16 protein-coding genes, 1 pseudogene and 1 riboswitch are annotated in these 12331 nt (G+C 64.9%); of the genes and pseudogenes, 11 read left to right on the forward strand and 6 right to left on the reverse strand.

Annotated features, from left to right (window positions below):
* Positions 1 to 118: riboswitch (TPP riboswitch) on the reverse strand.
* A 142-nt stretch (positions 119 to 260) separates the two neighbouring features.
* Complete coding sequence (locus HDG37_RS13335) at positions 261 to 665, reverse strand: GreA/GreB family elongation factor (protein ID WP_184047982.1); 405 nt, start codon at positions 663 to 665, stop codon at positions 261 to 263.
* 590 nt (positions 666 to 1255) lie between these two features.
* Here HDG37_RS13335 and HDG37_RS13340 point away from each other — a divergent pair.
* The 6 genes from HDG37_RS13340 to HDG37_RS13365 all read left to right on the forward strand — a co-directional run bounded on the left by HDG37_RS13340 (position 1256) and on the right by HDG37_RS13365 (position 5958).
* Positions 1256 to 1714, forward strand: a complete 459-nt coding sequence (locus tag HDG37_RS13340) for a hypothetical protein (protein WP_184047984.1) — start codon at positions 1256 to 1258, stop codon at positions 1712 to 1714.
* A gap of 112 nt (positions 1715 to 1826) precedes the next feature.
* Positions 1827 to 2690 (forward strand): thioredoxin family protein, encoded by an 864-nt coding sequence (locus tag HDG37_RS13345; protein WP_184047987.1) that lies wholly within the window; start codon positions 1827 to 1829, stop codon positions 2688 to 2690.
* Positions 2691 to 2738: 48 nt separating this feature from the next.
* The gene (locus HDG37_RS13350) at positions 2739 to 3383 is read left to right on the forward strand and encodes a cytochrome b/b6 domain-containing protein (protein WP_184047990.1); all 645 of its coding nucleotides are present in this window, start codon (positions 2739 to 2741) and stop codon (positions 3381 to 3383) included.
* Positions 3384 to 3453: 70 nt separating this feature from the next.
* Positions 3454 to 4257: a molybdopterin-dependent oxidoreductase gene (locus HDG37_RS13355; RefSeq protein ID WP_184047993.1), complete on the forward strand. Its 804-nt coding sequence runs from the start codon at positions 3454 to 3456 to the stop codon at positions 4255 to 4257.
* A gap of 92 nt (positions 4258 to 4349) precedes the next feature.
* Complete coding sequence (locus HDG37_RS13360) at positions 4350 to 4592, forward strand: pentapeptide MXKDX repeat protein (RefSeq protein ID WP_184047996.1); 243 nt, start codon at positions 4350 to 4352, stop codon at positions 4590 to 4592.
* Positions 4593 to 5028: 436 nt separating this feature from the next.
* Positions 5029 to 5958 (forward strand): EamA family transporter, encoded by a 930-nt coding sequence (locus HDG37_RS13365; protein ID WP_184047999.1) that lies wholly within the window; start codon positions 5029 to 5031, stop codon positions 5956 to 5958.
* 122 nt (positions 5959 to 6080) lie between these two features.
* Here the strand turns inward: HDG37_RS13365 and HDG37_RS13370 are convergent, their stop codons facing one another.
* Together HDG37_RS13370 and HDG37_RS13375 are read right to left on the reverse strand one after the other, a co-directional pair.
* Positions 6081 to 6218, reverse strand: a complete 138-nt coding sequence (locus HDG37_RS13370) for an entericidin A/B family lipoprotein (protein WP_018421109.1) — start codon at positions 6216 to 6218, stop codon at positions 6081 to 6083.
* Between the two features lie 218 nt (positions 6219 to 6436).
* Positions 6437 to 8092: a sensor histidine kinase gene (locus tag HDG37_RS13375; protein WP_260334764.1), complete on the reverse strand. Its 1656-nt coding sequence runs from the start codon at positions 8090 to 8092 to the stop codon at positions 6437 to 6439.
* Between the two features lie 24 nt (positions 8093 to 8116).
* On the opposite strand from HDG37_RS13375, the gene HDG37_RS13380 reads away from it, so the two are divergent.
* From HDG37_RS13380 to HDG37_RS13400, 5 genes are all read left to right on the forward strand, one after another.
* On the forward strand, positions 8117 to 8293 hold the full coding sequence (locus HDG37_RS13380) for a DUF1328 family protein (protein ID WP_129961306.1): 177 nt from the start codon (positions 8117 to 8119) through the stop codon (positions 8291 to 8293).
* A gap of 93 nt (positions 8294 to 8386) precedes the next feature.
* Positions 8387 to 8548: a DUF1328 domain-containing protein gene (locus HDG37_RS13385; protein ID WP_006052455.1), complete on the forward strand. Its 162-nt coding sequence runs from the start codon at positions 8387 to 8389 to the stop codon at positions 8546 to 8548.
* 208 nt (positions 8549 to 8756) lie between these two features.
* Positions 8757 to 9302, forward strand: a complete 546-nt coding sequence (locus HDG37_RS13390; RefSeq protein WP_184048002.1) for a bacterioferritin — start codon at positions 8757 to 8759, stop codon at positions 9300 to 9302.
* A 162-nt stretch (positions 9303 to 9464) separates the two neighbouring features.
* Positions 9465 to 10097: a response regulator transcription factor gene (locus tag HDG37_RS13395; protein WP_013089872.1), complete on the forward strand. Its 633-nt coding sequence runs from the start codon at positions 9465 to 9467 to the stop codon at positions 10095 to 10097.
* Between the two features lie 20 nt (positions 10098 to 10117).
* Positions 10118 to 10549, forward strand: a complete 432-nt coding sequence (locus tag HDG37_RS13400) for a response regulator (RefSeq protein WP_184048004.1) — start codon at positions 10118 to 10120, stop codon at positions 10547 to 10549.
* 23 nt (positions 10550 to 10572) lie between these two features.
* Here HDG37_RS13400 and HDG37_RS13405 read toward each other — a convergent pair whose 3' ends face one another.
* The 3 genes and pseudogenes from HDG37_RS13405 to HDG37_RS13410 all read right to left on the reverse strand — a co-directional run bounded on the left by HDG37_RS13405 (position 10573) and on the right by HDG37_RS13410 (position 12275).
* A complete protein-coding gene (locus HDG37_RS13405) occupies positions 10573 to 10926 on the reverse strand; it encodes a DUF1493 family protein (protein WP_184048007.1) in 354 nt (117 codons plus the stop codon).
* Positions 10926 to 11057 (reverse strand): annotated as a pseudogene (locus HDG37_RS40310) (STM2901 family protein); the annotation flags it as partial. The pseudogene HDG37_RS40310 and the gene HDG37_RS13405, both read right to left, overlap by 1 nt.
* Before the next feature lie 18 nt (positions 11058 to 11075).
* Entirely contained in the window at positions 11076 to 12275 is a 1200-nt protein-coding gene (locus tag HDG37_RS13410; protein WP_184048011.1) for an MFS transporter, read from the reverse strand.
* Positions 12276 to 12331 lie beyond the last annotated feature (56 nt).

The following is a 12331-nucleotide window of genomic DNA, read 5'->3' on the forward strand; positions in this document are numbered from 1 at the left end:
GAGCGAAATCCGTACGCTTCCCTGCGCTGGCATTATCCAGATCAGGTTCAAAGGGTATTTCTCACCCACGCAACACGGACCTCCAGCTCCGCGCTACGCAGGACCCCCGCGTTAGCAGCGCACACGATACACCGGCCGCCCGCGGTTTGGCAACCTGTCTGAATGACTCAAAAAAACTGGTCCGGATGAAACCAGACATCTCCTATGCTTGATTCGAGACCGCATCAGACAAGGCAACTTACAGCGAGGGAACGGCCGGCTTACAGTGAAAAATCGTCGGCGGCTTCAGGCTGATACAGGATTTTGTCGAGCTTGAGCACTTTCTGATCGCCGCTGGGTGGCGTGAAGCGGACGCTCTCGCCGCGGCGCGCGCCGAGCAGCGCGAGGCCAGCCGGCGAGAACACATTCAGGCGCCCTTGCGCGAAATCGGCGTTGGGCGGATAGACGACGGTCCACGTCATCTGTTCGCCGCTCGCCGTGTCGATCAGCGTCGCTTGCGAGTTCATCGTGACGACGTCGGCGGGGATGTCGTGCGAGTCGACGATCACCGCGCGTTCGAGCACATCGTCGAGCATGTGCTGCAACTTGGCGTCGGTGGCCGCGTATTTCTCAAGGCGGGTCACGTCGAGTTCGGTCAGGTAGCAGGTTTTGATCTTCTTCATCATCAGGACTCCGGGTAAGGCGGTCATGGATGGCCGCGTGCAACGACCCATGGGGTGGTCGGCGGATGAGTGGACGAATGGGAGAGCCCGGTGCCCGGCGACGCGGCCCTGGGTATTGGCGGGCTGCGTCAGCGAGGGCGCCGGGCGGCGTGAAGCGGGACCGTTCGGGACGTCTCGCCGGGGCCGTGCGACGCGACGTCCGCGCGCGCGCACTCGCCTGCGCGGCATGGGCGCAAGCGGGCGAGAGCACGGAAAGTCGGACGACGCAGAGAAGTCACGGGCAAAACGACCAGGTGTTGGGGAAGAGCGATCGAGAGGTGCCGGGCGACAAAGCGTGAGGCCGCGCGGCAGCAGCGAGACGAAAGTTTGATGTTAGCACGCTGTCTCACGCAGCTCCGTTTGCGACGTCGCGCCCGTCGATTGACCGTTTTTGTGCGGTGCGAGAAGAAAGCGGTGTGGTCCGCATTGCGTTCAAGCCAGTCAGAGGATTGCCGTTAAACAAAGTGCAGCGAAGGCCGCACTCAGCGAAGCGATTCGCGGGATGGCGCGTGAATGGCGCGAGGCGGCTCGCGCCGATTGACAAAGAGGTGCACATGAAAGCGGAAAGCAGGCGGTGGCGAACGTTCGGTCGCACAGTCGCGGGGGTGGCATTGCTTGCCGCGCCGCTGGCGGCGCCGGCGGCATCGACGGTGACGGGCGGCGTGATCCGGTTCGTGGGGATGATCGTTGCACCGCCGATGCAGATCAGCGTGGATACGGCGCCCCCTGGCGTCGCCGTCGGTAGCGCGAGCGTGGCGGGTCAGCGCTTCTCGCGCACGGTGACGTTCAGCGCGCCGCCGGGCGTCGTCAGCGGGGCCGATGTCGCGCTCGAAGTGAACGGCGGCACGCAGTCGCGCGATCTGGTGGCGGCGCGCTTCGTCGATGGCACCGGGCGCGTCGCGACGGCCCGCGACGGCCACTACGCGGTCGGTCGCGCGGGCGGCGTGCTGTCGCTGAACGCGAAGCGCACCGATACGGACACGCGCGTGACGGTGGTGGTCAGTTACGACTGAGTCGCGGGCGAGCTTTGGCTGGCTCATCCCATGCCGGAAAAAAAATTAAAAGAGGCTTGTCATAACCGGCCGCGCGGCTCGACAAACGTGCAGATTACGATCGGAGCACGTCATGTCGACCGCGCACAATCGCTCGATACTTCAGCGCTTTACGACTTTTTCGACGCCCGCCGTCGGCCTCGCGCTTTTTCTGCTGAGCGGTTCTGGCATCAGTGCGGCCGACGCGGCCGGGCCCCTATGCGCCACGCACAGCCCCGCGCACCGCGTCGCGCTCGTCGAGTTGTACAGCAGCGAGGGCTGCGATAGCTGCCCGCCCGCCGACCGCTGGCTCAGTCAATGGAAAAGCAACGGTGCCGCGCACGGCATCGTGCCGCTCGCGCTGCACGTCGACTACTGGAACAGCCTCGGCTGGACCGACCGCTTTTCCCAGCATCGCTTCACCGAACGTCAGCAAACGCTGACGCGTCTCGCGGGCGCGCACACGCTCTATACGCCGGAAGTGTTCGTCGCGGGCCGCGAGCTGCGCGACTGGTCGCAACGCGACAGTTTCGAGCGCCGTATCGACGAGCTCGTCGCCGAACCCGCCCAGGCGAGCATCGCACTTGCGCTGAGCCCGCGTGCGCCCGGCGCGTTCGATGTCGATGCGCAGTTCAGCACGACGGCAGCCGCCGCCACGGGTGCGTTGAGCGCCTATCTCGCGATCTATGAGAACGCGCTGACGACGCAGGTCGGCGCGGGCGAAAACCGCGGCGCGACGCTGCATCACGAGCGCGTCGTGCGCGCCTGGTTCGGGCCCGTGCCGCTCGTCTCCGGTCACGCGCGGATTCATCAGGACATCGATGTACACGCTGCGAGCGTCGATGCGCAAGCCGATCCGAGCGCCAACGCCGCCGGCCGCTTCGGCGTGGTCGCGTTCGTCGAAAGCGACGCGAGCGGCGACGTGCTGCAAGCGACCGACCTTCCCGCGTGCCGTTGATCGACACCGCGCGCGCCGCATTCACTACCGCTGCTCGAGGAGAGCCCCATGTCCACACCCCACGCCTTGCGCCCCAGCGCACCCGCCGCGCCCACCGCGCCGAAGCGCGGCGTCATTCATCCGCTGTGGCTGCGCATCACGCATTGGCTGAACGCGCTCGCCGCGATCGTGATGATGCTGTCTGGCTGGCGCATCTACAACGCGTCGCCGATCTTCCCGGCGTTCAGCTTCCCGACCGCGATCACGCTGGGCGGCTGGCTCGGCGGCGCGCTGCAATGGCACTTCGCGGCGATGTGGCTGCTGGTGTTCAACGGCCTCGTGTATATCGCGCTGAATCTCGCGAGCGGGCGTTTGGTGCGCAAGTTCCTGCCGCTGACGCCGCGCTCGGTACTGCGCGATTTCGTCGCCGCGTTGCGCGGGAAGCTTTCGCATGGCGATCTGCGCGTCTACAACGCGGTGCAGAAATTCGCCTACCTGTTCGCGATCGCCGATCTGATCGTGCTCGTGCTATCGGGGCTCGCGATCTGGAAGTCGGTGCAGTTTCCGCTGCTGCGCGAACTGATGGGCGGCTACGACAACGCGCGCATCGTGCACTTCAGCGCGATGTCGCTGCTGGCCGCGTTTCTCGCCGTGCATCTGGCGATGGTCGCGCTCGTGCCGCGCTCGTTGCTCGCGATGTTGCGCGGACGTTGAGCCCGCGGCTACCCACGCGCATGCTCACGCTCATGAAATCGCAACGCGAATTCCAAACGGATACCGAATCATGAACAAGCCGATAGAGAAACCAGCGGACCCATCCACACATCGTGTGAGCCACAAGCTCGACCGCGCGTCGATCCTGCTCGATGCGAAGCGCGAACTGGCGATGCCGTCGCGACGCCTGTTCGGCAAGCAGCTCTTGACGCTCGGCGGCCTGTCGATGCTGACCGGCTGCTCGCTGACCGACGACGCTTCGGTGAACCGTTTCCTGACAGCCGTGTCGCGGCTGAACGATCGCGCGCAGGCCGCGCTGTTCGATCCGAAGCAGCTCGCGCCGACCTACACCGAAGCGCAGATCACGCGGCCGTTTCCATTCAACGCGTACTACGGCATCAACGACGTGCCGCACGTCGACGGCTCAGATTATCAATTGAGGCTGAGCGGTCTCGTAACCGGCCAGCGCGTGTGGACGCTGCCCGAGCTGTACGCGCTGCCTCACGCGGAGCAGATCACGCGACATATCTGCGTCGAAGGCTGGAGCGCGATCGGCCGCTGGGGCGGCACGCCATTCGGCGATTTTCTGCGGCGCGTCGGCGCGGACACGACGGCGAAGTACGTCGGCTTCAAATGCGCGGACGACTACTACGAAAGCATCGACATGCCGACCGCTTTGCATCCGCAAACGCTGCTGACGTTTTCCTACGACGGCGAACGGCTGCCCGCGAAATACGGCTACCCGATGAAGCTGCGCATGCCGACCAAGCTCGGCTACAAGAATCCGAAGCACATCGTCGAAGTATTCGTCACCAACACGTATCCCGGCGGCTATTGGGTCGACCAGGGCTACAACTGGTTCGGAGGCTCCTGACGCATGCGGGCGCACGCGCGCTTGCGGCAGCGGCTTCGGAAGCACGCCGGCTCTCGCCGGCTTCGATTCATCCACCACCAAGGAGTCATCCCATGAAGAAGATTGCAGTTACCACGATCGCGTTGTTGATGCTGGCAAGCGGCGGCACGGCCTTCGCGCAGGCGAGCGGCGCGATGTCCAACGATGCGATGTCGAAGGACGCGATGTCGAAAGATTCGATGTCCAAAGACAGCATGTCGAAGGACGGCATGAAAAAGGACACGATGAAGCACGGCTCGATGAAAAAGGGCGGCGACGCGATGAAACACGAGGCGTCGGGCGCGATGGGCAACTGAGTCGGCGCCGAGCGTGCTTAGCGATCCTTTCGATGCATGACCGCGCATCGAAAGGATCCGACACTGACCGCAAGCCGGGGATGCGTCCCCGGCTTTTCTGTTGCGGGAAACCAAAAAGTTACGATTCTGCCGCGTGGCGTTCTCGGCGCTTACTGCATAATGCGGTGCGCGCCGCGGCTTTGCCAACCTTGCCGCCGCGCAGCGCGGCCGCGTTGCATCGTGTCGTTCTGACCGGCGCGGCCGCTACCGCCGTTTCTGGCGCTTCCGGCGCCGCCCATCGTCTTCCCGTTCCACCGACATGTCCGCCAGCCTCGCCCGTCCGACCGCATCACCGATGCGGTGCCCGCCATCCCGCCCGAAAGGTATCGACGCAGGCTCGGCGCCTCGCGGGCATCGAGCGCATCGCGCGGGTCGAGTGGCGACGGCGGACTGAAGCATGTCGCTGCAACGTTCAGCTTTTTCTCCGCGCGGCTGGCCGCTGCGTCTGCCGCAGTCGCGCAACGGGCGGATCGCGCTCGCGCTTGCCGTCGTTTATCTGGTGTGGGGCTCGACGTACCTCGGCGTGCACGTCGCGCTCGGCTCGTTCCCGCCGCTACTGATGTCGGGCTTGCGCAACCTGTTCGCCGGCATCGGTCTGTTCGTGTTCGCCGCGCGCCGCAAGCCGATCTGGCCGAGCTTCGCCGAAATCCGCAACGCGGGCCTCGTCGGCACCATGCTGGTGGGTCTGTCGAGCGGCATGCTCGCCTACGGCATGCGCACGGTCGGCACCGGCACCGCAGCCGTGATGGTCGCGACCGTGCCGCTGTTCGCGACCGTGATCGCGGCCGTCGCCGGACGCAAGATCGGCCGCGGCGAATGGTTCGCGGTCGGGCTGGGGCTCGCCGGCATCGTGATTCTGAGTCACGGCGACAGCACGCCGGGCTCGACGGGCGGCAGTCTCGCGATTCTGTGCGGCGCGCTGTTCTGGGCCGGCGGCGCGCATCTGGCCGGGCAACTGAAGCTGCCGTCGGACCTGTTTCTGTCGACCTCGCTGCAGATCGGCCTCGGCGGCGCGATGTCGACGCTGGTCGCATGGGCGTCGGGCGAGCGGATGCTCGAGCTGCATTTTCTGCCTCTCGTCGCGTTCCTGTATCTGATGTTGATTGGGACGATGGCGGCGTACGTCGCGTACGGGTATCTGATTCGCCACACGAGCCCGATCATCGCGAGCAGCTGCATGTACGTGAATCCGGTCGTCGCGGTCGCGCTGGGCGCGCTGCTGCTCGGCGAGCCGGTCACCCGCTCGACGGTAATCGCGACGATCGTGATTCTGATCAGCGTCGCCATGTCTTTCTGGTTCGATTACCGGAAGAAGCGCAGCGCCTGATAGCGCTGCGGTTCTCGGCGAACCGCGCGCCCGCTGCCAAAGCCTTGCCGTCAGCTCCGCCGAAAAAAACCCGCAGCGGCATCCCGCGACGGGCTTTGCAAATCCTGCTGCCATGTGCCGGCTTATTTCGCCTTATCCGCCTCGTTCGTGATGGCGTGGCCGCCCTTCGAAATATCTTCGCCAGCGCCCGCCATCGTGTTGCAGCCGGTGACAAGCATGGCAGTTCCTGCGAGCACAAGCAAAGCGATCAGTCGAGTCATGAAACTTCTCCTTGTCGAGAATGCATCGGTTGATGTCGTCCGACCGGGGCCATGCCAGTCGATCAGGTCTCGATCCGGTTTCGAACCGGCCTGTTTGCATGGTAAAAAAAGGGCGGGGGCGGCGCTGTCGGCCGTGCCGCGATTTTGTCGTAGGCGTGCTCCGGTGTTGGCGTCGGCGCACTCCTACAACGGCTTGGGGGCGCTGCGGCGAGCATCTGTCAGACGGGGCTTTGCGAGGAAGTGGGCGGCGTGGCCGGCGACGTCGGCGGCTGATCGACCGAAGGCGTCGCGGCGCTCGCGCTCGGCATCACGACGTCGATGTCGGTGCCGTTTTGCGCGCCACGGCGGATGTCGAAGCGCCCGCCGTGCGCGGCCACGCGCTGACGCATGCCGAGCAGGCCGTGCGTATGCGTGCGCTTCAGATCGGCCGGCATGATGCCGACGCCGTTGTCCGCGATATGCAGCGCGACCTCGCCGTCGCCGACCCGCAATGCGATTCCGACCTTCGAGGCCCGCGCGTACTTGGCGGCGTTCGTCAGCGATTCCTGCGCGACCCGAAACAGCGCGATTTCGGTCTGCTCGTCGAGCTGGATATCGTCGGCGGGCAGGTGCAGCTCGAGCGTCCAGTTGTTGCGCTGCGCGGCTTCGTCGGCGAGCGTGCGCAGCGCGGTAACGAGCCCGAAATTGGCCAGCACGGTCGGCCGCATGTCCTCGATGATGCGCCGCTTCAACGCGATGCCCTGGTCGAGATTGGCGAGCGCGCGCTGCAGCTTGTCGGCGATGTCCGGCTCGCTGTCCTTCAGCTTGCGGCGCGCCCATGCGACGTCCATCCGGCATGCGGTCAGAATCGCGCCGAGTTCGTCGTGCAACTCGCGCGCGAGCTGGGTCTTTTCGTTTTCGCTGACCGCCTGCAGATGCCAGCCGAGCGCTTCGAGCTGCCGCGTGCGCTCGTTGACGAGCTGGTCGAGTTCCTCCTGCTGCGTGATCAACTGACGCTGCGCGCGCGCCTGCCGGTCGATCTGGATGCCGAGATTGCGAAACAGCAGAATGAACAGCACGATGTTCAGCGCCGACAGACCCGCCGCGCACAGCGTCGACAGCCGCTGGTCGGCGCGGCTCGCGGCCAGCGCGTGCTGAGCGCGGCGCTCCTCGTTGTCGCGCAGCAGCGCGAGCGTACTGTCGATCAACGACGCGTCCGCCGGGTTGACGTCGCTCGCGCTCCCGCATGCGCCGAGATCGAGCGGATGCGGCGCGGCGTGCCGCATCGCGGCGGCGCCCGCGCCGATGCGCGCGTCGATCAGCGCGAGAATCTGTGTGAAGCTCGCGAGTTCCGCGCTGTCCGCGCGGCCGCCGCGATAGAAGTGGTCCAACTGCTGCGTGGTGTCGCGGATGCGCGCGGCGCTCGCGCAGAACGCGTGGGCGGAGGCGTCGTCCTTCGTCAGAAGAAACTGGTTTTGTTGCGCGGTGAGGCGCGACAGCTCGCTCGCGAGTGTGCTCAGTCGCACGGTGACGTCGCGCGCTTCAAGCGCGGTCTCATACTCGGCGGTGATGCGCTGACGCGCGGTCTCCAGAATCACGAGGCCTCCCACCGTGATCACGATCGCCACCGTCATCGCAATCGCCCAGCTGCGATTGCGCATCCACTCGGCGAGCCGCGCCGTGGCGCGCGCGCCAGGTTGTTCCGGTGGGTTCTGCAGATTCGACACTTTCGGCTCCAGAAAGAGGGCATCGACACCGGCATCGACTCCGCCATCGCGCGAAGCCGCGCGCGTAATGTCGTCGTAATCCAATGTAAGCGGATTCTCACACGAAAAACGGCGAGCGTCGGAATGCGCGCGGCGCCGCGCATCGATAGCATGGACCCGATCGTTCATGCAATGTTTCGGGAGGAAGCCATCATGTTGAAGTGGGCACTGTTCTTCGCGGTCGTCGCGGTGATCGCCGGTCTTCTCGGCTTCACCGGCATCGCGGCCGGCGCGGCGGCGATCGCGAAGTTCCTGTTCTTCGTCTTTGTCGTACTGTGCGTGGTGTTCCTCGTGCTGGGCTTCGTCGTGACGAAGAAAATGATCGATTAGCGCGGCCATCGCGGTGGCGGCAAGCCGCGCCCTCACAGCAGGCGAGCGATTTGCTGGTAGTGGATTGGAAGGCCAACAAAAGGGAGAAATGCCATGCTTCACTATGCCATCGTCTTCTTCGTGATTGCGATCATCGCAGCCGTGTTCGGCTTTACCGGCATCGCGGCCGGCGCGGCCGAAATCGCGAAGATCCTGTTCTACATCTTCCTCGTCGTGTTCGTGGTCACGTTGCTGCTCGGCGTGTTTCGAACCTAGCCGCGCGAGCCGGATGAACGCAACATGAGGTAGGCAGCGAAGTACGCAATGTGGGAACAGGTAGTCAACGAGGCGCGTGAACGCGCGGCGTTTGAATCCCCGATTGAGGCGCCCGCGTTCGTAGCGCGCCGTCATTCCACCCTGGGCGCATCAGGCGCGATTCGTGCTGATGCGCGATTCACCCAATACCGGATAAAGGAGAAGTTCGATGACGAAGCAATCTGGCGACACGTTCGTGATGGACATCATGAAGATCCGCGAGGACGCGCGCAAGCATATGTCGGATGGTCCGGTCACGCAGAGCTATGGCGCGAATCGCGAGACGGTGCTCAAGCTGCTCAACGACGCGCTCGCCACCGAGATCGTCTGCACGCTGCGCTACAAGCGCCATTACTTCATGGCGAAGGGCATCAATTCGGAAGCGGTCGCGAGGGAATTTGCCGAGCACGCAACCGAGGAGCAGGAGCACGCCGATCGCATCGCCGAGCGCATCGTGCAGCTTGGCGGCGAACCGGATTTCGCGCCGGACGGCATCAAGGCACGCGCGCATTCGGAATACAAGGAAGGCACCGATCTGACCGACATGATTCGCGAGAACCTGATCGCGGAGCGCATCGCGATCGACACGTACCGCGAGATCGTACGGTATCTCGGCGAGAAGGACGTGACCACGCGCCGGCTGTTCGAGGAGATTCTCGCGGTCGAAGAAGAGCATGCCGACGATATGGCGGATCTGCTCGCGGGGCGCGAGTAGCGCACCAGGCGACAGGCAAGCGTCGAAGGACCGGGTCGCGGGCGAACTCGGGAATGCCGGCAGTTGTGGTGCGAAGCCGCCCTCGCATTCCGCGTCCGGCCGTGGCCCCGGATCATTACCATGTCCGCATCGGAGTGACTCCCTTTGCACGGAACCCAACCGATGATTCGAGTGCTGATAGCTGACGATCATGCGATCGTTCGAGGTGGATTCAGACAGTTCGTCGCCGACGAGCCGGACATGTGCGTCGCCGCCGAGGCCGCCACCGGCGAGGAAGCGATCGGCCTCGTGCGCGAGCAGGCATTCGACGTCGTGCTGCTCGACATCGCGATGCCGGACAAGAACGGCATCGACACGTTGCGTGTGATCAAGCAGGTGCGTCCCGAGCAGGGCGTGCTGATTCTATCGGGCTATCCCGAGAGCCAGTACGCGATCAATCTGCTGCGCGCGGGCGCGAACGGCTATCTGAACAAGGACTGCGAGCCGGAAGAAATCGTGCGCGCGATCCGCTCGGTCGCGCGCGGGCATCGCTATCTGTCGGAGGCGGTCGCCGATACGCTTGCCGACAATCTCGACAAGCCTGCCGCGGGGCGTCCGCATGAAGCGCTGTCGGAGCGCGAATTCCAGATCTTCTGCAAGCTCGCGGCCGGCCAGTTGCCGACCGAGATTGCCGAAGAGCTGCATCTGTCGGTCAAAACGGTGAGCACGTATCGCGCGCGGGTGCTCGAGAAGATGCGTCTCGCGAACAACGCGGACCTCACGTATTACGCGATCAAGAATGGCCTGATCGAATGACGGACGATCGAGATATTCCGATGAACAGCGAACCGAACCCCGCTACCGAGTCAGCCAGTCGCGCGCCGTTGCGCGTGCTGCTGATCGAGGATTCGCCGCTGATCCGCCGCAGCCTCGTGGAGGCGATCGATGCGTCGGGCCTGCTGCGCGTGGCCGCTTATGCCGATTCCGCCGATCAGGCGATCGCGCTGCTCGGCGACGAAGCGTTCGACGCGGTGATCGTCGATTTGCAGCTCAGGCAGGGCTCGGGCGTGCCGGTGCTCGCGTATCTGCAGCGCGAGGGGCTGATCGATTCGATGTTCGCGGCGGTGCTGACCAATCACGCGTTGCCCGCGTACCGCGAGCGCTGCGAGCAGTATGGCGTGCGGCACTTTTACGACAAATCGTTCGAGTTCGATCGCGTGCTCGATGCGCTGCATGAGTATGCGTTGGGGCGGGGTGGCGGGGTGTAACGACTCTACCGTAGTTGGCGTTTCTAGTCCTGTTTCCACGCTCCGCGCTTCATCGCTTCTTCGAGCATCCCAAGGGTAAGCGAACGTCCGCCGAGCAATTCTCGCGCGCTGGAACTGAACGGGGACTTCAACGCGGCCACGACGATGTCGCGCTTTCGCATGTTGGCGGATGGAACGTGGTAAGCGACGTCGAAATCGCGCAGGTCCACATGGAAGCGCTCAGCCCATGCCTGCATCACCTCGACGATTTTCGCTGGCTCCCAATCCAGATCGTGATACAGATCCATGTCACGGGTCAGCTTGTCGTCGAGAGGCAGCCCGGCGGGAGTGCGCATTTCGCGGATGAACCGAGCGAGATCGAGCCACGTGTCGTTCATTACAGACGATCCTCCGGTTTCATCAGGCGGTTATATGCATTAACCGTCTTGTGGCCGATTATTGCCACGTCAGATGCGGTGACTATCCACCCGACTCCGGGAATTGCTCGACCGACGAATACGCCCCGATGGCGCTGGTCAACCTGATATCAATGCCCAGCCCGCGCCGGCAACCGCAAATGATTCCACGCGCCGAGCCCGGCAAACGTGATCCCCGCGATAGTCACGCCGACCCACCCGAACACCGGCCACACGATCGCGCCGACACCCGAGCCCAGCGCCCCGCCGATGAAATACGCGACCATGTACACGGTATTCACGCGGCTGCGCGCATCGGGCTTCAAGGCGTAGATGCGCGACTGATTCGAAATCTGCGCGGCCTGCACGCCGATGTCGAGAATGATCACGCCGACCACGAGGCCCGCGATGCTCTTCGCCGACGCGCCGAAAATCACGAACGCGATCACGACCAGCACGAGCGACACGGTGATGATCGCGCGCGGTCCACGCCGGTCGGCGAACTTGCCGGCGAGCGGCGCGGCCAGCGCGCCGGCCGCGCCGACGATACCGAACAGCCCTGCCGCCTGCGGCCCGAGATGAAACGGCGCGCCCGCGAGCAGCAGCGCGAGCACCGACCAGAAAATGCTGAACGCGCCGAACAACGCCGCACCGGTCAGCGATGCCTCGCGCAGCGCGCGATGCTCGGTTACCAGGTGCCACATCGACACGAGCAGCTTGCCGTACGGCAACGTCGAGGTCGGCTGACTCTTCGGCAAACGCAAAATGATGACGACCGCGAGCGCGAGCAGCGCGACGACGGATGCGCCAAACACCGCGCGCCAGCCGAAGTATTCGGCGACGATGCCCGCCGCGGTCCGGGCGAGCAGGATGCCGAGCAGCAGGCCGCTCATCACGGTGCCGACCGCGTGGCCGCGCTCGGACGGCGGCGCGAGTTCGGCCGCGAACGGCACCGCCTGTTGCGCGATCGTCGCGAGCACGCCGATCGCGAGACTCGTGACGATCAGCACCGCGAGCGTCGGTGCCGACGCCGCAATGACGAGCGCGACGCACATGCCGGCGATCTGCAGCAGGATCAACAGACGCCGGTCGAAGCGATCGCCGAGCGGCGCGAGCAACAGCATGCCGGCGGCGTAGCCGAGCTGCGTGACGGCCGGCACCGCGCCGACCCATGACGCGCTGCCCGGAAACGACTGGCGGAAGTTATCGAGCAGCGGCTGGTTGAAATAGATGTTTGCGACCGAGACACCGGCGATCGTCGCGAGCAGCAGCAACACGCCGCGCAGCGACCGGGCGGAGGAAGCGGAAGTGGAAGCGTCGGAAGTGGACATGACAAGGGCGGATCGACGGACCGGCCCATGCGCGGTCCTCAAGCGTGCCGATCATA

The organism is Paraburkholderia sp. MM5384-R2 (assembly GCF_014201025.1).
Classification (GTDB): domain Bacteria; phylum Pseudomonadota; class Gammaproteobacteria; order Burkholderiales; family Burkholderiaceae; genus Paraburkholderia; species Paraburkholderia tuberum.